The organism is Alteribacillus sp. HJP-4 (assembly GCF_042139015.1).
Classification (GTDB): domain Bacteria; phylum Bacillota; class Bacilli; order Bacillales; family Marinococcaceae; genus JBHIKY01.
Map to the genome: position 1 here is coordinate 47874 of NZ_JBHIKY010000020.1, position 23282 is coordinate 71155.

21 protein-coding genes are annotated in these 23282 nt (G+C 42.6%); 7 read left to right on the plus strand and 14 right to left on the minus strand.

Translation table 11 applies throughout. The annotated features are described in order from the left end of the window. Positions 1 to 101 precede the first annotated feature (101 nt). Positions 102 to 896 (minus strand): 3'(2'),5'-bisphosphate nucleotidase CysQ, encoded by a 795-nt coding sequence (gene cysQ / locus ACE4RR_RS16220; RefSeq protein WP_375536480.1) that lies wholly within the window; start codon positions 894 to 896, stop codon positions 102 to 104. 740 nt (positions 897 to 1636) lie between these two features. On the opposite strand from cysQ, the gene ACE4RR_RS16225 reads away from it, so the two are divergent. The 3 genes from ACE4RR_RS16225 (at position 1637) to ACE4RR_RS16235 (ending at position 4996) form a co-directional block, all read left to right on the plus strand. After that, positions 1637 to 3055 (plus strand): SLC13 family permease, encoded by a 1419-nt coding sequence (locus ACE4RR_RS16225; RefSeq protein ID WP_375536481.1) that lies wholly within the window; start codon positions 1637 to 1639, stop codon positions 3053 to 3055. 318 nt (positions 3056 to 3373) lie between these two features. Then, positions 3374 to 4816, plus strand: coding sequence for an HD-GYP domain-containing protein (locus tag ACE4RR_RS16230; protein WP_375536482.1), 1443 nt, complete (start codon positions 3374 to 3376; stop codon positions 4814 to 4816). A 3-nt stretch (positions 4817 to 4819) separates the two neighbouring features. Then, positions 4820 to 4996 (plus strand): hypothetical protein, encoded by a 177-nt coding sequence (locus tag ACE4RR_RS16235; protein WP_375536483.1) that lies wholly within the window; start codon positions 4820 to 4822, stop codon positions 4994 to 4996. Between the two features lie 275 nt (positions 4997 to 5271). On the opposite strand, the gene ACE4RR_RS16240 is transcribed toward ACE4RR_RS16235, so the two are convergent. The 7 genes from ACE4RR_RS16240 to ACE4RR_RS16270 all read right to left on the minus strand — a co-directional run bounded on the left by ACE4RR_RS16240 (position 5272) and on the right by ACE4RR_RS16270 (position 12195). After that, positions 5272 to 5763: a hypothetical protein gene (locus tag ACE4RR_RS16240; protein ID WP_375536484.1), complete on the minus strand. Its 492-nt coding sequence runs from the start codon at positions 5761 to 5763 to the stop codon at positions 5272 to 5274. Between the two features lie 181 nt (positions 5764 to 5944). Continuing rightward, positions 5945 to 6709, minus strand: a complete 765-nt coding sequence (locus ACE4RR_RS16245) for a tyrosine-protein phosphatase (protein WP_375536485.1) — start codon at positions 6707 to 6709, stop codon at positions 5945 to 5947. 330 nt (positions 6710 to 7039) lie between these two features. Further along, a complete protein-coding gene (locus tag ACE4RR_RS16250; protein WP_375536486.1) occupies positions 7040 to 7672 on the minus strand; it encodes a flavin reductase family protein in 633 nt (210 codons plus the stop codon). Further along, positions 7665 to 8918 (minus strand): MFS transporter, encoded by a 1254-nt coding sequence (locus tag ACE4RR_RS16255; protein WP_375536487.1) that lies wholly within the window; start codon positions 8916 to 8918, stop codon positions 7665 to 7667. Before ACE4RR_RS16255 ends, ACE4RR_RS16250 begins: the two co-directional genes overlap by 8 nt. Before the next feature lie 154 nt (positions 8919 to 9072). After that, positions 9073 to 10599 carry a sodium:solute symporter family protein gene (locus ACE4RR_RS16260; RefSeq protein WP_375536488.1) on the minus strand — a complete coding sequence of 509 codons (1527 nt, stop codon included), beginning with the start codon at positions 10597 to 10599 and terminating at the stop codon, positions 9073 to 9075. 3 nt (positions 10600 to 10602) lie between these two features. Further along, a complete protein-coding gene (locus tag ACE4RR_RS16265; RefSeq protein WP_375536489.1) occupies positions 10603 to 10857 on the minus strand; it encodes a hypothetical protein in 255 nt (84 codons plus the stop codon). A gap of 93 nt (positions 10858 to 10950) precedes the next feature. Then, positions 10951 to 12195 (minus strand): CaiB/BaiF CoA transferase family protein, encoded by a 1245-nt coding sequence (locus tag ACE4RR_RS16270; RefSeq protein ID WP_375536490.1) that lies wholly within the window; start codon positions 12193 to 12195, stop codon positions 10951 to 10953. Between the two features lie 252 nt (positions 12196 to 12447). Here ACE4RR_RS16270 and ACE4RR_RS16275 point away from each other — a divergent pair, with 252 nt between their 5' ends. The 3 genes from ACE4RR_RS16275 (at position 12448) to ACE4RR_RS16285 (ending at position 14282) form a co-directional block, all read left to right on the plus strand. Beyond that, complete coding sequence (locus ACE4RR_RS16275) at positions 12448 to 13095, plus strand: GntR family transcriptional regulator (RefSeq protein WP_375536491.1); 648 nt, start codon at positions 12448 to 12450, stop codon at positions 13093 to 13095. Further along, positions 13088 to 13984 (plus strand): hydroxymethylglutaryl-CoA lyase, encoded by an 897-nt coding sequence (locus ACE4RR_RS16280; RefSeq protein WP_375536492.1) that lies wholly within the window; start codon positions 13088 to 13090, stop codon positions 13982 to 13984. Before ACE4RR_RS16275 ends, ACE4RR_RS16280 begins: the two co-directional genes overlap by 8 nt. A gap of 151 nt (positions 13985 to 14135) precedes the next feature. Beyond that, the gene (locus ACE4RR_RS16285) at positions 14136 to 14282 is read left to right on the plus strand and encodes a hypothetical protein (protein WP_375536493.1); all 147 of its coding nucleotides are present in this window, start codon (positions 14136 to 14138) and stop codon (positions 14280 to 14282) included. 58 nt (positions 14283 to 14340) lie between these two features. Here the strand turns inward: ACE4RR_RS16285 and ACE4RR_RS16290 are convergent, their stop codons facing one another. From ACE4RR_RS16290 to ACE4RR_RS16315, 6 genes are all read right to left on the minus strand, one after another. Next, complete coding sequence (locus tag ACE4RR_RS16290; protein ID WP_375536494.1) at positions 14341 to 15171, minus strand: carbohydrate ABC transporter permease; 831 nt, start codon at positions 15169 to 15171, stop codon at positions 14341 to 14343. Further along, the gene (locus ACE4RR_RS16295) at positions 15168 to 16103 is read right to left on the minus strand and encodes a carbohydrate ABC transporter permease (RefSeq protein WP_375536495.1); all 936 of its coding nucleotides are present in this window, start codon (positions 16101 to 16103) and stop codon (positions 15168 to 15170) included. Before ACE4RR_RS16295 ends, ACE4RR_RS16290 begins: the two co-directional genes overlap by 4 nt. Positions 16104 to 16168: 65 nt before the next feature. Further along, a complete protein-coding gene (locus ACE4RR_RS16300; protein ID WP_375536496.1) occupies positions 16169 to 17500 on the minus strand; it encodes an extracellular solute-binding protein in 1332 nt (443 codons plus the stop codon). A 133-nt stretch (positions 17501 to 17633) separates the two neighbouring features. Next, on the minus strand, positions 17634 to 18461 hold the full coding sequence (locus ACE4RR_RS16305) for a response regulator transcription factor (protein ID WP_375536497.1): 828 nt from the start codon (positions 18459 to 18461) through the stop codon (positions 17634 to 17636). 16 nt (positions 18462 to 18477) lie between these two features. Next, positions 18478 to 20250, minus strand: a complete 1773-nt coding sequence (locus ACE4RR_RS16310) for a cache domain-containing sensor histidine kinase (protein WP_375536498.1) — start codon at positions 20248 to 20250, stop codon at positions 18478 to 18480. A 479-nt stretch (positions 20251 to 20729) separates the two neighbouring features. Beyond that, positions 20730 to 21575: a sugar phosphate isomerase/epimerase family protein gene (locus tag ACE4RR_RS16315; protein WP_375536499.1), complete on the minus strand. Its 846-nt coding sequence runs from the start codon at positions 21573 to 21575 to the stop codon at positions 20730 to 20732. A 456-nt stretch (positions 21576 to 22031) separates the two neighbouring features. Here ACE4RR_RS16315 and ACE4RR_RS16320 point away from each other — a divergent pair, with 456 nt between their 5' ends. Further along, on the plus strand, positions 22032 to 23054 hold the full coding sequence (locus ACE4RR_RS16320; RefSeq protein ID WP_375536500.1) for a C40 family peptidase: 1023 nt from the start codon (positions 22032 to 22034) through the stop codon (positions 23052 to 23054). The last annotated feature ends 228 nt before the right edge of the window (positions 23055 to 23282 follow it).

The following is a 23282-nucleotide window of genomic DNA, read 5'->3' on the forward strand; positions in this document are numbered from 1 at the left end:
AAATTCATCTTTTATTATTTACCACCGCAAATATCATTTCAATCTGTACATGACCAGGGGGAGGGTGAACCACTGAAAAAACCTTGAAAAGTGGATACTTTTCAAGGTTCGCGAACAGCAAGAAACCATGGATTTTTTAAATTTTCTTTGTTATAAATGAGGGTTTTTTCTTCCCCTGCCACAGTAACTTTACCTCCTGCAGCTTCCACAATCGCCTGACCAGCCCCGGTGTCCCATTCCATTGTTGGAGCAAAACGCGGGTAGTAGTCGGCAGAACCTTCAGCTACTAAACATAATTTTAAGGAAGAACCCGCTGAGACAGTTTCTACTTCAGCAGAATTTTCAAGTTCTTTAATAAAATGGCTCGTCTCTTCTGACATATGAGAGCGGCTTGCGACGACCCGTACTTTATTTATGAGCGCTCCAGCTTCAGGAAGCTTTACCCCAGTGTTAAAAATCTCCGCAAGAGAAGTGAAATATTTTCCATCCGCCTCCTCAATCTTAATGGCTCCTCTGCTTTCGTCCCCAACATACAACATATCAAGAGCAGGAGCATAAATTACTCCGAATACCGGCTTGCCATCCCGGATAAGCGCGATATTTACAGTAAACTCATCGTTCTTTTTTATAAATTCTTTCGTTCCATCCAATGGATCGACCAGCCAGAATTCCTTCCAGGAGGCTCTTTCAGAATATGGCAGATGTTCGCCTTCTTCACTTAATATCGGAATCTCTGAATATTCTGCTTCCAACACTTCTTTAATTACGAGATGAGCTCGTTTATCAGCTATAGTAAGCGGTGATTCATCTTCCTTATACTCTACTTGGAAATCTGTTTCGTATACATCCATAATCATTTTTCCCGCATCAATAGCGGCTTGAATTACTGATAGCATGCACTTCGTCTCCTCTATATATAAATACTTCCTTAACGATTGTACCTGACATAGGACGGGGAAGTAAAATAGTCTGTCAACTAACCTGACAAACATGTAGATAAAATGCATATTTACTGAGAAAATAAAATCAATCAAAGAAACGGGAGGGAACAACGTGGGCAAATTCAAAAATCCAGGTGTACTGTCAATGATGAAGCTGACATATGTTGTACTCTTTCAATAATCCCCGGACAAACTAATAAGCATATGTACTGAATTGTGGCTGGGACAAAAGTAAATTATTTATTGCTAGATCCAGACGATTCTACTGAATCTGTCTGGATTGTTTGTTATCTATGAGTTGCCATAATATACTCCGTCAAAACGCTTCGCTTTCCCAGGGCACGGCTCAAGCCTCCCCGGCAGAAAGAACACTGCCTGAAGAGTCTTGAGACTCGTGCTGTTCCTCGACGCACAGGACGTGCTAGTGTCGATATTGGCCACAGGACGTGGCCGTATTTAATCGACCAGGAGTCTACGCATTTTGACTACGCAAATGACCTGATTTCTCATCAAAAGAAATTAATATTCGTCTTTCATGAGGCTATTTTTTCATTTGTTCCAGCCTCATTTTATCGTATTGCCCTTTTATTCTGCGTGGAAAGTCTTTTTTCCTATATTTATCATGGGTCCTGACAAACGCAAAAATTACCCGTAAAGTGGGGAGAAAAGACTTTTTTATAAAGGATGTGACTACCATGAACCGTCATCGAATCGGTTTGATATTAGGGCCTGTTTTATTTTGTCTGCTCTATTTCTTCCCTTCTATTACAGACTTGGGAGATGCTCCAAGAGCAGTTCTTGCTGTAACAGCCTGGGTAGCAGTCTGGTGGATTACAGAACCTATTCCGATTGCTGCAACCTCTCTTCTTCCATTATTCCTGCTGCCATTAAGTGGAGGCACAGAAGAAAGCACAGCCACTATGGCTTACGCTGACCCGATAGTCTTTATGTACATGGGCGGATTCACGATTGCGCTTGCGATTGAAAAATGGAATTTACATAAACGAATTGCCATGCATATTATCTCTATCATCGGCACAAGCAGCAACCGGATTATTTTAGGTGTCGGCATAGCAACTGCCGGCCTGTCCATGTGGATTTCCAACGCCGCCACAGCTTTAATGATGCTTCCAATTGCGCTTGCATTGATCAAGGAAGTGAAAGAGAAGAACTTTTTTGATGATAAATCATTTCATTCTTTTTCGAAAGGCCTTCTATTAACCGTTGCCTATTCAGCGTCTATCGGCGGCCTGGCAACGCTGATAGGATCGGTTCCTAATGCTGCACTGGCCGGGGTAGCTAATCGTATGCTTGATGTAAATATTACGTTCGCCAATTGGTTTATGTTTGGATTTCCAGTGTCCATTGTAATGTTGATTGCTCTCTACTTTTATATTACAAAAATTCAGTTTCCTGTTGCGGATACTAAGAATATATCCTCTGATTTTGCTCACTCCCAGCTGCGGGGACTTGGAAAAATGAGCAAAGAAGAGAAATTAATTTTAGCAGTGTTCAGCTGTACGGCTGGACTTTGGATTTTCGGCGGTTTTCTCCCATTCGAATTAACCGATACTACAATTTCTATGATAGGTGCTACCTCCTTATTTTTAATTCCAAGCTTCTCAGAAAAAGGAGGACTAATGCGATGGGAGGATATGAAAAATCTACCGTGGGGCCTCCTGCTTCTCTTTGGAGGAGGTTTATCGCTTGCTGCAGCTTTTGAGGATTCAGATCTTACAAGCTGGTTTGGTGAGATATTAACCAATTTACAAGCATTTCCTTACTTAATAATTATCATTCTACTTTCAGCCATGGTTTTATTTATGACGGAAATTATGTCTAACACGGCAGTTTCTAATATGCTTATGCCAATCAGCATCGGTCTTGCAAGCGGCATTGGTGTGGAGCCTTATGGAATAATGGCAGCGGTGGCCTTGACTTCCTCTCTGGCATTTATGCTTCCTATTTCCACGCCGCCGAATGCAGCGGTATTCAGTGCTGATTATCTGGAAATAGACGATATGATCAAAGCAGGATTTTGGCTTAATATATTAGGCATTATCGTTGTGGTATTAGCTGTATATTTCCTGCAGCCTTTAGTATTCAGTTTTTAATACGAACTGTGTTACCAGCATTTTAGATATCAAAAAAGAGTCAAGTTTACATACAACCTGACTCTTTTTTTGTACAACTTGAAGAGAACTCTTTCGTCTATCACAAATCGCGATGATGAATCTATTTGATATAAAAAATTATGGTCATAAACAAAAAGTGGACTTTTGAAATAGGCTCTTAATTGTTAAAAAATTCCTTTGTTAATAATTTACTTTAATTAATAGTACAAATTATGAAATGTGTGTATAATCAAAAACAAATATAATAGATAAAGTATTTTGCTAAGCGGTGTGACTATAGATGGAAGGGGTAAGCTTATGTCCGCAGCTCCTGTCAGAAAATTTGTGCTAGAAGAATTAGAGAATATTGGATCTCCTTTACGATACGAAGAAATGTTTCATAATCCGGAAGATATTGATGATGCAAAAGAAATAATGATTCATCTGATAGCTGAACACGATTTAATCCCTCTGCTTAAGACGATGAAAAAACGAGATCATTATACTTTTTATCATTCCCTTGATGTTTTAATTATCGGTTGTCTACTGATGAATAATTTGTACAACGAACCAGAGAAACTAGAAGATGCTGCACTCGGCTTTCTTCTTCATGACATCGGCAAGATGAATCTGCCTCAGGAATTTGCTCATTTAAAAAGAAAATTAACTGTTGAAGAATTTGAGATGGTAAAGACTCATACCACAGAAGGCTATCAATGGCTGTTAGAAAACGGCTTTAGTGAAACCATCGCCAGGTATGCCTTAAACCACCATGAGAGATTAGACGGCTCGGGTTATCCCTATGGAAAAACCGAGGATGATTTCACAATATCTGAAAAATGTTTAATGGTGGTAGATGTGTTCTCAGCCCTTACATTCGACCGGCCGCACCGTAATAAATTTTCAGTAACAGAAGCGATTCAAATCTTATTGCAGGAAGACAATACATTTGAAATGAATATGATTTTTTCCTTAATGAGTACGCTCAGATTAAATCCTCAGGAAAAAACCGGCTCAGCTGAACCAGCCGAGAAATTCGAAACGGTTGTTAAGCTTCATCCTCCTAAGAAATACACAGCTTCTGTAGATGCTATCATCAATTGGAAAAGAAATACATTGGCCGAATCCATTACCACCTTAACGAATGCCCTGGTAGAGGATGACCGCCGCGCAGCTTTTGAACTATTCTTTGAAATGTGCGATGGAATGTCTATTGAAAACATTTTTACAAATGTAATCACACGCACGCTCAAGGAAATAGATCATCAATACAAAAATAATTATATTACAAAAAAGAGCTCGATTGATGCAGCTGCCGTCATTCAGCTCGTGGTTGACTACATGACCCGCGACCGCACGAGGAAACTGCCTATGAATGAGGGGAATGTTCTTTTAACTACCGGGCATTCCGATGACTGTATTTACAAAGAACCGGTTCTGACATGGTATATTACGGAAAATTTATTAAAGATTCACAATTGGTCCGTCGATACCCAGAGCTCCCGCCTGCATAAGTCAACGCTGATGGAATGCATAGAGAAAAATAAAGTCAACATTGTCGGCTTTTCCATTACGACGGAAGAAAGTTTTGCCGACTTTTCGGATAAGGCTGAGGCAATAAGGAAAAATTTCCCGGAAGTTAAAATCACAGCCGCTCACAGCAGCCTGACAGCTATAAACAGAAACGTGATTGACTTTTATAATGTCCACCCGAAAAACTTTCTAAAGTATGCTAAAAAATGCCAGGAGAGCTGGAAGTAAGATTTGAATACTTCGCTGAAAAGACCGAAAGCAGAGGGCGGGGATGATTATATAGAAATTTTTAAAACTGCTGCATCACACAATGGGAAAAACGGAGCTGTACAGTTGAATTTTCATAATGGCCAGGCTTCTGCGGAAGGAACCATATTAACAGTTATTAATAACGAAACTACCACATGAAATTTACCCAGATCATTTAAGGATAAGGGCAGCATTACCTGAGTGATAAATTAATGGAGGCCAGATATAACATCCACTGAAAAGTAAAAAGCGCTTCCGATGATCAAAATTGATTGTCGGAAGCGTTTCTTTGATACTATAATTTAAACCGTAGACTGGAGGAGGACATCAGGTTCGCTAATTTACTTAAAAACGGGCATATGCTCTTTTCGTCGAATAGCGGAACCAGTGTCCGCAGAACCGATTGCTGCTGCTCGGCAGACCTATTTTAATAGTCAGTCCGATTTACTCCATACAAGAAAACAAGAACGGCAGTTTTTTGTAATTTCTTCCAACCGTTCCGGTTTTATGATTCGACAGTCAATCGTATCTAAATCTATGCTTATTGTAACCTTATCCGGTCTGCGTGTAATAAAAAAGCACTCAAACTCCTTCGTGTTTCCACACTCACTAAAATAAACACTTTCTATATGCCCTTCTGAAATCATTGGATAAATCCGATCCCAGTGTACAAATCGACGGACCATATGCTGAAGGTCCTGAAATGAAGCATGAGAGGTATTCGCCTTATACACTTTTGTATTCCCAACTTCTTTCATTTGAAGCAGACCCGCCTCTGTTAAATTATTCAATTCAACTCTAACTGCATTCGTGGAGTCGCCAAACTCCTTCGCAAGCTGACGCAGGTAGGCCTCTGAACGTGAATCAAGAAAAAATTTTAAAAGCAGGCGCAGCCTGGTTTTAGATGTAATTAGATGTTGGAGCAACAATTTCACCTTCTATGCGGAGGCTCTTACACTATCCGCAGTCATATTTTGTAGAATATATTTGCAGCGATTTATCAATAAACACTCTTATTTCATTATAAATATTAATAAAAAATAGGACTAAATTCGATATTATTTTGGGTAAAGTACCCAATTAATGGATTATTTTTTCATTTTAACATTAAAATATACCTAAGAACTTTCTCTTCTTGATCGGATAGGGCTGATCAATAATAATATTTTTATTGGCTGCGATTCGTTCAGCATTTAATTTCAGTGTCTGTACTCGATATTGATCCAGTTTCTCTTCAACTTTTTCGTAGGCTGCTCCTAATTCGAATGGACGAGCATCTACGCTGTGCGCATCTGAAGCGACTGCATGCACGAGGTTATGGTTCAGCATCTGTTCAGCAAAGCTGCTTGATTTTTTATCCGCTCTGCCTGTTAAGGACTGAGCTGTTATTTGAGTTACCGCACCGCTTTTCACAAACTGATAGAGCTCCATTGGGTGCTCCTGGAAGTACTGATTTCGCTCTGGATGAACGATAACCGGAATATATCCTCTTAACTGCATGTCATAAAAAAGTTTTTTCGTGTAATTTGGCACCTCTTCAGGAGAGAACTCAATAAGCACATAGCGGCCACCGTTAATTGCAATGGCCTGCCCTGATTCAAGCTCATTTATTAATTCACCGTTCATGCGGTTTTCCTGGCCCGCTAGAATCGTGACACCAATCCCCTTATCACGCAGTATCTCATGCAGTTCATGAACACAATTGATAATATAAGGGCCAGGATTAACGTAGTCACTGTTATGGTGATGCGCGGCCGCCACAATAGTATGAATTCCTTCTTGTTCCGCTGTTTTAATAAGCTTAATGGTTTCTTCCATTGTCTGTGGTCCATCATCCAGTCCCGGCAATATATGTGAATGTATATCTATCATCGTTTTTCTTTGACCTCCCTGTCACTAAACAACGATTCGTGAGTATTCTCCTAAATACAGTATTGATAGATTACCATGTTTTACTATAAAACTAAACTATATATAGTCACCTATTTATCTTCAAAATTCGAGCTTTTTTTGCGAATCATGGAGAATAGTAAAGTTTGTTGCAAAATAAACCATCTTATTACCTGAAATTTTATGTAGGTCTATCCTCTCGTTCACTATATTTAACAATATGTGTTTTTAGTAAACAGCTAAAACAGCAACCGAACGCAAAAACCCCTTGTTCCATTTACTGTGAAACAGATCAAGAGGTTCATTTGTACATTATTTGTTTTTGGGGAGGCGGAAGGAAGGACTGAGACTGGCATAATCTCCAGCCAATCTGGCTAATGGCTTCCAATTGTCTATATCGGTTTTGTAGTTTCCAAGATAAATATCATCACTAAATCTCGCCTTTACGATTTCGCCGAGCACGAGGTGATCGCTCCCAACCGGAATGATCTGGTCTAATTTGCACTCAAAGGCTATTGGCGATTCTTTCAATGCAGGAGCGGCTATTTTTTCCGAAGCTTCAGGGGTGAGACCGGCTCGCACGAATTCATCCACTTCCGGTTCCACGTGCATTGATGACTCGTGCATGGCATCAGCAAGAGCTTCCGGTACAATGTTTATAACATATTCTTCTGTATCACGGATATTCGTAAGCGTATCTTTAATCGTTCCCCTTCTTTCCTGGACGCCCGGGCCAATTGAAACCAAAAGAGTAGGCGGCTGTCTGGAGGCAACCGTGAAAAAGCTGAATGGAGCCAGGTTATTAATTCCTTCTTTACTGATGGTGGAAATCCAGGCTATTGGTCTCGGGACCACGGAACCGATAAGCAGCTTGTACATCTGCTTTGCTTCAAGCTCTTCCGGATAGAAGCTGATCGTTTTGTTTTTAAAAGGCTGTTCAGGCATTTACAGCATCTCCTCTCAATCGTTCCCGGTGCAGGGAATAAAAAATTATTCCGATAATGACAAGCATCGCTGCCATGCTGTACCATGCAGCTGCAAATGTTCCGGTTATATCAGTGATAAGGCCGAACAGCGGCGGGCCGATTATGACTCCCCATGACCCCAGCGAAATGCTAAAGCCGGTAGCAAGTCCGGCCTGCTTCTGCGGAACCAGTTCTGTCGCTGCGTTCATCCACAGTCCATTAAAGCCGGAAACACTAAACCCAAAGGCAAGCGCCACAGCAGCAACCGCAAGAAAAGAGGTTCCCTCAGGAAATAGAGCGAGTATGGCAGCTGATCCCGCTGACATCAAAGCTATGATCGTCATAATAATCAGCCGGTTCCCGTAAAAATAACGGTCGCTGATGACCCCCCATGCTATTCTTCCTGCAGATCCGCTCGCTTCCGATAGAACCAACAGTACAGCAGCCAGTGCCACCGGCAGGCCTATGGATTGTGTGGAATAAATAATTAGGTACGTATTTAAACACATCTGTGAACCATTCAAGCCCATGGCTCCTATGCTCGTAATAAGCAGCGGGCGGTTTTTTACCATTTCTTTTAACTGCTGGATAGTTAGACGCTTGTTTGTTTCTGGAGTTCTGCTTTCCTGGGCTTCAGCTGTATCACGATATTTTATATAGCTGAGCAGTCCGGCTGCGCTGAGCAGAAGCCCGATTCCGATAAATACAGGGCGCCAGCCGACGATATCTGCAAGCGGTACCAGCAGAAGAGCTGCAAAGGCAGAGCCCGCTGTTACCCCCATTTGTTTAATGCCCATGGCTGTCCCTCTTTTTCGGTGGGAGAACCAGTATATAATGCCGCGGTTCGAGGTAGGATGCATCGCTCCATATCCACAGCCTCCAATGGCAATAAGCAGCAAAAGCAGCCAGAACTGGTTAACCAGCGCTGCAAGGGCAAAACTAAGTCCCAAACAGAGCGAAACAATCAATAAAAGAGGCCTTGTACCTGTTCTATCTACAATGACTCCCGATGGAATCGCAATGAGAAATTGGCCTAGAAACAACGCTGCTGGAAGCAGGCCAATCTGGGCATTTGTCAAAGACAGGCCCTCGCCTATGAAAACACCGAGCGGCGCAAGGCTCCTGCCTACAAACGCGATCAGCACCTGGGCAAACAGGAGCCAAAACAGCATGTGCCAGGGGTTCAAGGGCTTTGTATGATGAAATGAAGCTTCAGTTTGGTACATGATATAGACCTTCTTTGGATGCTGGTTTTATTTCTTCTTGCTCCAGTTTAAAGTATTTTTTCAATTTTTTCAGGAAAAAAGACTTCTACATCACTGAAAGTCCCCGCCTGCTGCTGGGGCAGTGGAGACTTTTCAGCTTACTATAGTTTTTCTTTCAACTGATAGAACGGTATTTTTCAGAGCTTTCAAGCTGAAGTGACGTTTTTTCTTTCATCGATTTTTTGTCCTCTTCGCTTACAGTCGACAGCATAGAACCACCAACGCAAATGATAAAATTCACAATTAGACCGAGTACACCGCCATGAATACCAAGGAAGGTACTATTGCCTGTAAGTGTCATTGCCCCTGCTATTACTGCCCCCGCAAGCATTCCCCAGAATACAGGACGTGCAGTCAGCCTCGACCAGTAAAGCCCGAGAACAAATGCAGGAAATACCTGCACTAGCAGTTCAAATTTGAGAACAAATATTTGATAAAGCGTACCAGGAGGATTCCATGCGATCATTAAGAGGAAAAAAACTACGGCAATTCCTGTAACTTTTCCTACCTTTACCTGCTTTTCTTCTGAAGCACTCTTATTAATAAAAGTGCCGTAGATATCCTTTGAGACCATGGAGGAAAAACTGAGCAGAACTGAGTCCGCCGTTGACACAATTGCTGCAACAATACCTCCGAAGAAAAGAACCATTACCCAATAATAGAAGCTGTTAATCGTCGCTACTTCATTGGCAATCATTCCGACGAGCTGTTCAGACTGAGCCGTATCAAGGTTTGGAAACAGCTGAATACCGATAATACCCACGAGAAATACGAAGCCAGTTGTGATCGGAGGCATCCAGGCCATTCGTGAAAGACTCTGTTTCAGTGTTTTTTCACTTTCGGAAGAATAAATACGCTGTACAGCATGAGGATAAATCGCCGCTCCGAATCCGACGAGAAGAATCATACTGACCCAGTTTACCGACGTTTCCATCGCCGGCACACCGATTTTTTCCGGAGCCGTAGTCGCGATATCTGCTGTCAATCCGGTAAAGCCCGCTCCCGTTAAAGACAGTGCTCCGATAAGAAGTACAATAACTCCTGCCATGAGAACGACTCCCTGCATTACATCAGTAAATGCGACGGCTTTCATGCCACCGAGCCACTCATAGGTAAGCATAACAAGGACAAAGGCAATCACTGCCCATTCATACGGAATAGTGCCGCCCGTCAAGCCTGCGACTGCCTGGCCGATAGCGACAAGCTGTTCGAGCAAATAGTTTCCCAGACCCCATAGCATAAGAAAAATCGCAAGAATCGTGACACCTTTAGATCCGAACCTATAGTTGATCCAATCAGTCGGCGTAATAAAATTTTCACGCTTGGAAATGGCATACAGTCTCGGGGCAAACATTAAATAAATGCCGACGATGATTGTCATAAAAGGAATAGACTGAAGCCAGGAAAAACCATCCCGATAAGCAGTCGGAGCATACCCAACAATCGTGTTTCCGCTGTACTGGGTGGCATATAGTGTGAAAAACAGCGCAATAATTCCAAGGTTCTTACCAGCAAGATAATAATCTCCAAGCCTTTTATTCAATTTTTTCCCACGGCCGGCAAGCCAGCCAATGATAAGCATGATCAGGGCATAGACACTTAAAATGATCATTCCGTCTGAACCAGAGAAAGTGAGATCCATGTATTATTCCTCCTTTGACTGCTTCGACTCTTCTTCAAGCTCTTCAACGATGTGCCATTCTTTTAAACAAAGCCAGCTCAAGAAACCACACAAGAAAAGCGATAACAGAATACTGATTAACGCCCAATACGGAAGACCAAAAATATACGGCTCCGTACTCCCCACTGGAAGGTACCAGGGGGCATTAAACAAAATGAGCGCTCCCATAATAATCCAAATCCATGGTTTTTTAATCGGTTCTTTGATTCCCTTAGTCATGAGACTTACCTCCCTCAAAGTAAACGCTTTCAAAAATGCTAATGTTCAGAAATTTTTGCAGAAAAAGGAGCAGCTGCTCCTTTCTAATGTCAATTAAATAACGTTATTCCTTTTCAATTCTTCCAACCGATTCTGACTAATTTCTAAAAGATTACAATAAATCTCTTCATTATGCTCTCCCATTTCCAGGGCACCCGGCTGTTTGATTTGTCCTGGAGTTCTGCTCAGCTTTGGAACAACCCCCGGCATCGGAAACTCTCCAAAATCAGGATGTTCCACATTCACAATCATATCACGAGCCTGATAATGTGGATCCTCTACAATATCCTTCGCCGTATAAATAAGGCCGGATGGGACTCCCTTTTTTTCGAGCGCTTCCAGGGCATCATGCGAGGGAAGTGACTTCGTCCATTCTTCTATCCGAACATCCAGCACTTTCTGATTGCGTCCTCTCGCTTCATGTGTTTTAAATTCCGGGTCTTCCGCAAGCTCGGGATCTCCCATCGCTTCACACAATCTTCTAAATACTCCATCTGAATTAGCGCCGATCACAATGTAAGTTTCATCTTTTGTAAAATAAATATTGGAAGGTGCTACCCCTGGGAGGATATTTCCCATTCGTTCCCTTACATACCCGGCAAGCAGATAATCTGGTACGATACTTTCCATCACGGCGAAAACCGATTCGTAAATAGCCGTGTCAACTACCTGCCCTTTACCAGAGCGCTCCCGCTCATGCAGAGCTGTCAAGCAGCCGATCGTAGCAAACAATGCAGCCAGAGAATCTCCAATGGATATACCTATACGTGATGGCGGACGGTCCGTAAAGCCCGTAACATTTCTAAGACCGCCCATTGCTTCTCCAACACTGCCAAAGCCTGCCCGCTCTTTATAAGGGCCAGTCTGGCCGAAACCAGAGGTGCGCATCATAATAATACGAGGATTAATCTTCGAAAGCTCTTCATAAGACAGACCCCACTTTTCCATCGTGCCAGGCCGGAAATTTTCTACGACAATATCTGATTCCGCAGCCAGGTTTTTAAATACCTCCTGGCCTGCTTTTTCTCGAAGGTTTAATGTAACAGATTTTTTGTTGCGGGATTGAATAGGCCACCACAGACCGGTGCCTTTTTGATTTTTCCCCCAATGTCTCATTGGATCACTTTTGTCAGGCGGTTCTATTTTAATTACTTCAGCTCCAAAATCTGCAAGCAGCCTTCCTGCAAATGGCCCTGCGAGCAGCGTACCGAGCTCCAGTACCCTGACCCCGTCCAGCGGGAGGTGTTCTCCAGCCTCTTCTAGAGGTTTTTGCTGTGTATGTTCATCTATTATCGGCATCCGCGCCACACTCCCTTTCAAAGTATTCTACGAGTTCAAAATAACACTATGTATACAATTAATCAATATTAATTTTTAGAAAATTGTAAAATCGTTCTTTTATCCTTGACGAATAAAGGGTTTTCGCTGCTTTTAAATAAAGTGTTATAATTGTTTCACTTTTGAATGTATACATTTTATTAGTTTTTCATAATATTTTTTCATTGTTCAAAATTTACCCTTTGTATACAATAGAGATAGGTGGTGTTCAAGGTGAGTGTTTATGCAGACATGAAACAAGCAATTATCACCGGTGTTTACCCTTCCGGTCACCGCTTAACTGAAGAAGCCTTGACTAAAGATTGGGGGGTTAGTCGTACGCCGGTTAGAGAGGCTTTGCAGCAGCTTGCTTTTGATGGGCTGGTTACCCCCTTAAAACGAGGTTACATGGTAAGAACTTTTACAAAAGAAGATCTGCGGCAGGTATATGATCTTCGCGCACTCCTGGAGAGTTACGCAGCAGGCCAGGCCGCCTCGTACAGAACAGAGGAAAATCTCATCAAAATGTCGGAAGCTAATTGCCAGTATGAAAAAGCGCTTCATTCTCAAGAGGAAGAGGTTCAGACCCTCCAAAAAATTGTCAAAGTAAACAGGATATTTCATGATACGGTGATTCACGCCAGTAAAAATGAACACGTTCGGGATCTGATTGACAAAGTAGTGGTGCTGCCTCTTGTTTACCGATCATTTTATTGGTTCAACCAGGTAGACCAGCTTCAGTCCTATCAAAGTCACGTGACAATTATGAATGCCATTAAAGCTCGGGACACGGACCGGGCTAAAGCGGCTATGTATGAACATATTTACCGGGGAAGAGATTATGTGCTTGATCATTATGAAGGAGGTACCTCCCATGATTGAAGTGTGTGAAGTCGGTCCGCGCGACGGCCTGCAGAATGAAAAAAAACTCGTAACAACCGGCCAAAAGGTAGAATTGATTGAACGTTTGATTGATGCCGGTGTTCGTAAAATCGAAGCTGTCTCTTTTGTCAATCCGAAAGTTGTTCCGCAGATGGCAGATGCAGAACAGGTTCTCGAACAGCTCGGCCCGCAGGATGCGGAAATTGCAGGCTTAGTCCTAAGTCGTTCCGGGGTGGAACGAGCTCTTGCTACGGACCTTGACGTTCTCCATGTGGTGGTCGCAGTCAGTGATGAGTTTAATAGGAGAAATGCCCGTCGATCCCGTGATGAAGGAGTCCGCGAGCTGACAAGGGTGATACGCGATGCTTCCGCTGCCGGAAAACCAATTGCAGGCATTCTCGGCACTTCCTTCGGCTGTCCGTTTACCGGAAAAGTAGAGCCTGATGAAGTGTTTCGGACGGCGGAAGCCTTTCTCTCTGCCGGTGCCTCCGAAATTGTACTTGCCGATACAACCGGAATGGCCCACCCTCTGCAAGTGCAGGAGATGGCAGCTAAATTCCGGAATAAGCTCGGAAAGGACGTTCCACTCGGACTTCATTTTCATAATACACGTGGACTCGGGCTCGCAAATGTGATGGCGGGCTACGACGCCGGAGTCACCAGATTTGATGCCTCAGTCGGCGGCCTTGGCGGCTGTCCATTTGCCCCGAAAGCGGTGGGAAATGTATGTACTGAGGATATGGTTCATATGTTTACTGAGATGGGTATCCAGACAGGTATTGATGTACCAAAATTGATAGCACTGGCTCAGCAGCTGGAACAGTGGATGGAAAAACCACTTGATGGAATGGTTATGAAAGCCGGCCCGGCCTGGGAACTGGCCGAATAATCAGCTAAGATTAGCAAAAACTGTCTGCGCTTTAATACCCAGCCTCTCTTGTGTCGTTCCAATATTTCACAGGTTAATAAAAGGAACGGAAAGGGTAGTCTTAAGAGGAAGCAAATTTGCCTGTGCATTATTTTCTTAGGAGGGGTTTGAATTGGATCCACTCACACTCATTATCCTCATTATCATGGGTATTTTTTTATTCCCGCTGATCATGCGCGGAGTTGGATGTGTGTTCCGAATTATAGCCATCGCTGTAATTATTATAGGAGTACTGTTCCTGCTGGGGATAATATTCTAGCAAAACTATAAATGCACCTGACCATTCATTCGGCCAGGTGCATTTATATGTTTATCTTTTATCCCTTCAGGGCACCGCCCGTCAGGCCTTTCACTACCTTCTCCTGTGCCACAAGGAAGAGAAGTATAACAGGAATACTAGCCAGCGTGAGTGCTGCCATCAATCCCGGTACATTCACTGTTAATTCTGCATAAAAGTCCTGCAGCCCTAATGGAAGGGTCATATTACCAGGGCTTGTAATTAATATCAAAGCAAAAATAAATTCTGTCCAAAGATACACAAAGTTATAAATAACAATAGTCGAGAGCGCCGGAACTAAATTTGGAAAAATCACTTTGGTAAACAATTTCCAATGATTGGCTCCATCGATCTGGGCTGCTTCTTCCAGCTCCTTCGGAATTTCCTGCATGAATTGAGTGAGTATAAAAATTGAGATCGGAAGACTAAAAGCAATATATGGACCCAACAGAGCAAGCAGTGTATCATAAATTCCCATTTCCTGAGTTAACACAAATATTGGAATCAACGTCGCGTGAATGGGAAGCATCATTCCAGCTACAAACAATAACAGCAGCGGCCGATTAAGCTTAAATTTAATTCGGCTTAAGGGATAGCTTGCCAGCGAGGCAATAATTACTACAAATGTAACAGCCAGGGAAGTAATGATGATACTGTTTAAAAAATAGGTCGTTAATCCCATATCAAACACAGAAAAATAGTTTTCAAGTGTAAAGCTTTCAGGCACGATTCCAAACGGATTTGAAAAAAATCCACTCATGCTCTTTAAAGAGGTGCTGATCATATACACAAACGGATACCCCGTAAATAATAGTAGAATTGCAGCTATAACGTATAAAAAAAATCTGCGGGAAAGCTCAAGGGTATTCATATTAAAACACCTTTCTTCTTACGCCTGTAATCGATAAATTGAATGATCAGCACACAAATAAAGGCAATAATAAACATAACTGCTGCGATAGTGCTGCCGTAGCCCATGTTAAAATTTATAAATGCCTGCTCGTACATATAAGTTCCTAATATTTCTGTAGCGTCCCCCGGACCCCCTCCTGTCATGATATAGAAGATATCAAATGCTTTTAGAGAGCCTACTACCGCCAGCACAGAGGATGTGACGATGGTAGGCAGCAATGCAGGAAACGTAATATAAAGAAATTTCTTCGAACTGTTAGCACCATCAATATCTGCTGCTTCATAGAGTTCATCCGGAATACCGACCATTGCCGCTTTAAATAGAATCATATAAAAAGGAGAAAACTGCCAGATAATAACGATTAACACCGAGACCATCGCCATGTCCTGGCTGCCGAGCCAATTTACAGCGTTAAAGCCCAGCGCTTCTACAGTTTGATTTATCGGTCCGTTACTTGGGTCATACAGAAATATCCACAACAAGCCAATCGCTACCGTAGACATTAAGTATGGTAAAAAGAAAATAATATTTAAAAATCTTTTTCCCATAATAGGGCTGAATAATATCAATGCCATCCCCAGGCCGAGTGGGATCTGCACAAACATAGAAACCACGACCAGCAGCATGTTATTCTGCAGCGCTTTCCAAAAGCTCGGATCACTCAGCAGGACCTGGTAATTCTGCAGTCCTACAAATTCACTCTCGCCACTGACACCACTCCAGTTCGAAAAGCTATAATTGAATGTCATCACGATAGGATAGAAGACATACACTAAGTAAATCAGCAGTGCCGGCAGTAAAAAAAACAGAATCGTCCGGTTTTTCATACGTTTCATAGCTGTTCTCTGTTTAGGAATGATTGATTTCTCTACTTTCACTTCTGCGTCCAAAACGCCCCACTCCCTTTATTGGAAGGAAGAGAAGTGCCTATTATAGAGGGCACCTCTCTAAACCATTATTCCTCTGTTTCTTCCGCTGCCTGCTGCATTACCTCGGCTGCTTCTTCAGGAGAAATATCTCCTCCAAACAGCTCCTGGGTCGTTTCTAAATGAGGTTGAGCAAGGTCCGGATCAAGCGTTTGATCATAAGGCATTTGAATATGATTAGCATCATCCACTAAATCCAGAAACTCCTGGATGAATGGATCGTCTGTTTCAACTTCCTTCAGTGCAGACATAGCTCCCGTTCTATCAATAAATTCCTGAACTGTTTCATCACTCGTCAAGTGGTTAATAAGTTCGACCGCATGATCTGAATGCTCAGTTCCTTCATAGATTGACCATACTGGGGAAACAGCCCCATTTAAGTTGCTCGGGTCCCCTTCGCCATCTTCCAATACCGGGAATGGAAATACTCCTAATTTCTCCTCCATCTCCGGATATTCATCTCTGACATTATTAAGGAAGCTCGTGGTCATAAGCATCATTGCTGCCTGGTCAGAATACATCAGCTGTCTGCCCTGCCCGGCATCATATGGAATACCGTTAAAACCGTTATTAAAGGCATCCCGCTCCACCAGCTCCTGAATGTGTTCTCCAGCCTGTACGTAAGCTTCATCAGCAAATCCGTCTCCTTCTCCTTCCATCGCATCCTGAAAGAGCTCTTCCCCGGCAAGTCGGTCGGCAAAATACATATAGTAGTAGCTTCCCGGCCATGACGTTTGGTTTGTCAAAGCAATCGGATCAATATCATTCTCATTCAGTTCATCGATAATTGTTAACAGCTCATCGTATGTCTCAGGCTCTTCCAGATCGTACTCTTCAAACATCTCCTTGTTATAAAACATTAACGTTAAGGTGAGATCTAACGGCACCCCATGGTTTTGTCCATCATAAATGGAATTATCGAGCGCCAGCTCCTGAAAACGGTCAAAATCAATATCTTCATCTGTAAGATCCTTCACCTGGCCGCCTTCAACAAACTCGCCAAGCCAGCCGCCGCCCCAGGAATGAAACACATCTGGGGGGTTCCCGCCTGACATAGCAACGACCATCCGCTGTTTATAATCATCGTTTGCAATGCGCAGGGCTTCTACTTCGACATCCGGATTTTCTTCTTCGAATCTTTCTATTGCCTCTAAATAAACCTCTTCTTTTGCTCCGGCATCAATATACCAGAATTCTATAACCTCTTTATCACCGCTGCTCTCTGAGGAGCTTCCTCCCTCGTCTGAATCTGAGCCTTCTTCTCCTTCTTCCCCGCCCGTTTCAATCTGTCCGCCTCCAGTACAGGCACTGAGCATAAAAATGGTTATCATTCCAAAACCAACAAGCTTCAATACATTCATACAGAATCCCCCTTATACCTTGCAATGATTTTTACACCCATGTTTCATCTCCTTCATTTCTTCATTTTTTCTCCTGGGAAAAGTAAACGCTTTCATTGATTTGAGTATAAGGAAAATGAATAAATGAAAAAATCTAAATTTTTAATATTTTATCTCTTTTTTTATTCAGTTTGGAAATGTCTATTTTTCGATAGTGGGTTGGTGTGACTCCCATGTATTTTTTGAATACCTTCACAAAATATTTATACTCTTTATATCCAACATACTCAGCTATTTCAAAAACTTTATTTGACGTCTCAAGAAGAAGCTCTGCTGCTTTATCTATGCGTAATAGATTAATATAATCAGAAAAGCTCATTCCGGTTTCTTTCTTGATAAGCAGACTGAAATAATTCGGAGTAATGAAATGCTCTTCTGCTACAGTTTTGGCCTTAATATCACGGTTATAATTTTTTTTAATATAGTGAAGTGCCCGTTCTATTACCCAATTGCAGTCATGTGCTGTATCAACACTGGTGACCTGCAATTTTTCAGCCTGGCTTTGTTCCTTAGACAAGGAAGCTATCGAACCTTTAGAGGCAGATGATGTAGAACTGTCACGAACATCACATACGAGCGCTATTAATTCATCGATGTCTACAGGCTTCAGTAAATAGTCTTTCACTCCAAGACGCACCGCCTGACGGGCATATTCAAATTCGTCATACCCACTGATAATAATAGTAGTTATGCGGGGATATTCAGCACTTAGAAATTCTGCAAGTGCAAGCCCGTCCATTTCATCCATTGAGACATCTGTAAGTACCAGGTCTACCTCAGTGCTCTGGATAACTTCCAATGCCATGTTCCCGCTGAACGCCGTACCTGCGATTTCAACACCGTATGAAGCCCACGGTATGGTGGAGGCGAGTCCTTCGCAGATCATCGGCTCATCATCTACAATTAAAAGCTTTAATGCCATCGAGTACACCCTTTCCCTAGTTTTTAAATAGCGCTGTACCTGTCTCAGCCGGAAGAATGATACGAATAAAAGCACCCTGTCTGCTGTGTTTAATAGCTTTCAACCCATAGCCGTTTCCATAAGCATTCCTGAGGCGGTCATGAATATTTTTCATTGCAAAACCTTTTGGAGGGCTATCTTCAGATTCGAGCATGGTATTTATCTCTTTCACATGGATGCCCTTTCCATTATCAATGACATCTATATGCAGAAAATCCGCAGCTTGATAAGCGCGAATATAAATCTTATTTGGAGAGTGAAGAGTATTAAAACCATGTTGTATACAGTTTTCTACAAGCGGCTGAATAATCAGTTTCATAACAGGAGCCCGGGCTGTGCCATGCTCCTTGACAATATAAAAAGAGAGCCTGTCGCCCATTCTTCTTTGTTGAAGCTCCAAATAACTGTGAACATTTTTAATCTCTTCTTCCAGAGGAATCCATAGCTTTCCGCTGCTTAGATTTGTGCGGAAGATTCTTGAGAGGTCTTCAATACTTTTGCCGGTCTGCGGAGCCTGCTCCAACCGCGCAGACCAGCGTATCATATCCAGTGTATTGTAAAGAAAATGAGGGTTGATTTGACTCTGCAGCGCTTTCAATTCCGCTTCTTTTTTCTGAATTTCAAGCTTGTACTTTGTATCAATGAGCGTACTAACCCGTGACACCATTTTATTAAAGCGGCGGCTGAGCTCCCCTAATTCATCATGAGAACGCACTTTCACACCTGCCCGGAAATCTCCTTTCTCCACCCGCTTTGTTTCTCTCGTAAGTTCAAGAATCGGATATAATATTGCTTTGTAAAAGCCTATCATCACTAAAATACCTGCCAGCACAGCGCCTGCGGCTATCATCCGCATCGCTCTTAAAATTCCAGAAAGCTCTCCTAAAATAAATTCTTCGCTCACCATGGATACTAAATAGAAATTATCAATTTCTTCATAAGTCACATAATGCTCTTCCCCTTCATATTCATAGCGGAAGGTATCTTGAGTTGCATTTACCAGCAGCTCTATCAAATTCTCATCCTGATACACCTCTCCTGAGCGCTCTTCTTCATCATGAGCCATCACCATCCCATTTTTACGAAGTAAAAATGTCGGCCTTTCATCCTCTGAGGTACCACCGGTAATAAATTCATACAGCTTCCGTTCATCCAGTCGAATTCGAACATCTCCGATCGGCGTTCCAATGTTATTCGTATCATTGATGATTCGAAACAAGGACAATATCTTAACATCTTCCGGGGGCCAGCCAATTTCCATATCATAAGGATCAGTCCATAGAATTCCTCCTTCCAGATCTTTCGCCCGGTCCACCCATTTGTTTTCATCCCCCTCTAATGGATCGCCTGTCTCTATCGTTAAACCGTTGCTTCCACGAAGCATCATAGAATGAAAATAGCTTTTATTATGAAGCCGAAAAATAACATAAGACTGCAAATTTCTCGTAAGTCGATATATTTCTGATCTTTCCGTTTCCTCCACTGAAAGAGTCAAAAAGTGATTAAAATCTTCATTAAAAATAATATATTCTGATACTTCTTCCAGCTCCTGAAAAACATTTTCCAAATTATTTCTAAGTACATTAATATCACGCTGCGTTGTATCAATAACCTGCTGCTGCAAAATCTGATTCGATTGATAAAAAAACATCGCACCTATCGCCGCTATCATCAACGATTGCAGTACAACAAAAATGAAAAAAACTTTCCATTTTAAGCTCCAATACCGAAAATCAAGCAATTTTTTCATAAGATTACACCCACAGCCTCATGTGATTTGGAAAGGAATACCGATAAAAAAAGGCGGCTCCACACATCTGCATGTTCAGAGCCGCCTTTTTTCAAAATACATTAAATTTGCGGAAGGATTTCTTTCCACTAGGTACTTTTAGTGTAATAAACGATAATTGAATAATCAATGTGCTTCCCGGCACCTGAAAAGAAGATAATATAAGAAAACGCTTTCATAGAATATATCACAGGGACAGGGGTGGAAAAATACCACATTCTTCATATAATATCTCTTTTTTTAAAATTTTGCCTTTCCTATAATACAAATTACAAAAGCCGATACGATGGCAAAGACACCGGAAGGAGTGAGCTCTGATTTTGTTGCGAATAGAGGGAATTTTGCCAGAATAACGGATCTCCTGTCCCCGCGACCATCACTTTAAATAAAAAACCTGCTGCGATATCACAATACCGCAGCAGGTTTTCCTTATTCTACCTTCAAACACCCGCCGACGTGAACAATCTGTCAAACGCAGCAGCTGATTTTTGGATAAGATACTCCGGCCCCTCCTTCGGCGGATGCTGTGTAAGTATTTCCTGCGCCACGGGCCCCTCGTAACCTGCCTGCTTTAATGCCTGCAAAAAACCTTCCAGGTCAATCACACCTTCCCCAGGATAAAGGCGGTCATTATCGAGCAGCTCTTCGACAGGAAGATCTTTTGCATCATTAATATGGACGTGGACGATCTGCGCTGGGTTCAGGGAAGCAAGTGTTTCATTACTGATGTTGTTCGTATAGCAATGATAGGCGTCAATAAGCAGACCTGTGTTTTTTTCATCAATGGCATCAATGAAATCTAACGTATGCTCAAGGTTCCAAATAAACGGATGCTCCCAGTTTTTCCGCAGGTGGTGCGGCCCGACAAATTCCAGCGCAAGCTGAATACCGTAGCTGCCAAGAATCCTGGCACACACGCGCAGTCTCCGTACAGCCGCGGCCATAAATTGAGCCGGAAGATAATCTGTTGACGGAAGGATATACGTCATGCACGTTTGGCAGCCAAGCGCTGAAGCTGCTTCAGAATCAGCTGCAAGGCCGGCAATCCCGCTCTGGAACTGTTCTTCCGAACCGCGCCACTCTACATCCAGGCCGATCGCACCAATGTCTATCTGATGTTTCTCCAATAAGCTGCGGGCATTGTCTATCCTTTCACTCTCTATTAAATTTCTAAGCGACTTACCATCTGTATCAATTGAGGCAAATCCATGCCGGGAAGCTAGGGTAATATATTCCTTTACATCTTTTATTTCACCGATCCCCGCTGGTGACAGGCCTTTCTTCATACGCTTCATCTCCTTCTAATTTGCAGTTTAATCGCTATAAGTATGGTGTTATTTGTGTAGCCGGTTGACGCATTTTATAGTGACTTCACTTCAGTCCAGCCACGGTTCTATAAAAAGTTTCTTCGTCGCTTCCCAGCCTAATTCCTTTTTTTGAAGGAAAAATGGTCCGAGAACCCTTCAGAAACATGGAAGAATTCATACCGAATAGTAAATCAATAAATGTATGCTTAATGTCCAGCCTTTATCATAAATAGGCATTGAACCTCCGTATAAATCGATATTTGTCTCCCGTTTGCCTATACCTGCCGCTGGTCGTACATACCTTAAATGAATTATAGGCTATTCTTACTCGTTATTGTAAATCACCTTGCCATTTCCAATCTTTTCTAATATCATAATTTTCAAACATCTTTTACATAATTTTATGAAAAATTTATAATGTGAGGGGAAATGTGTATGATCGTTTCAATTAAAAATTGGCTGGGGCTGGCATTTACAGTTGCACTTCTGGCTGCTGTATTTTTTCCGGATCACGCTTTCTTACAGGAAGCTGCACCGGAAAAGGCCTATGTCGATGTATCGGTATCCACGGTCTGGGTAGAGCCGGATAGTGCCAGGGATATCGATGAACCGGCCCTCGGAAATCCTGTCGACCATGACGCATGGACTGAATCTATGACATACGAAGAGAAGCTGTGGCTTGTAGGAAATTTAGAAACCCAGGCATTATATGGGATGGAGGTCAGTATTCTTGAGGAGGAAGGCGATTGGGCCAAGGTAGCCGTCCATGGCCAGGAGACTCCACGTGAAGAGCTCGGTTACCCTGGCTGGGTTCCAAAAGAGCAGCTTACAAAGAATAAGCAATTTGAAAAGCTTTCAGAAAATAAACCATTCGCAACAGTCACATCTGCGAAAACAAATTTATACCTGGACCGCCAATTAACAGATAAAGTAATGGAGCTGAGCTTCAACACCAGGCTCCCTGTCCTTTCAGAACAGAAGAAGCAGGTGCTTGTGGCCGTGCCGGCTGGCGGAGTTAAATGGCTCGATAAAGAAGACGTAGAAATATACAATAGTGTGGAGGATATTCCTGAACCAGGACAGGAAGATTTAGTAGAAACAGGAAAAATGTTTTTGGACCTTCCTTATTTGTGGGCAGGCGTCTCTGCATTCGGATTTGACTGTTCTGGTTTCACACACACCATTTATAAGGCGCACGGCATTGAGATTCCGCGAGATTCCGGCGTTCAGGCCCAGGCAGGAGAAGCAGTGGATCGGGACGACCTGCAAGTCGGCGATTTAGTCTACTTTGCCCGTGACGGCGGTACCGGCGCAGTTCATCATATCGGTATGTACATTGGCAATGGGGAGATGATTCATTCCCCAAATACTGCAAGTACTGTAGAAATTGCAGTAATAGAAGAATCGGGCTATGAAGAAAATTACGCTGGAGCGAGACGTATTCTTGAAACGGATTAAGCAGCAGGCAGAGGTGCAGGCTTGGAAGAAGGCAGCGTTTCAGCTGTCAGGGTAGCCGGAGAATGCCGGTCCGCCCTTCGGCTGGGCTGGGAGCGGACATGATGCTGTTAGTATGATTGGTAGACACCTCTATAACGGAATGGCATCATCATACCAAGGAGGGGTTCACATGGGTGAACAACGGCAACGTTATAGTGAAAAATTCAAAAAAGAAACGGTTCGATTTGT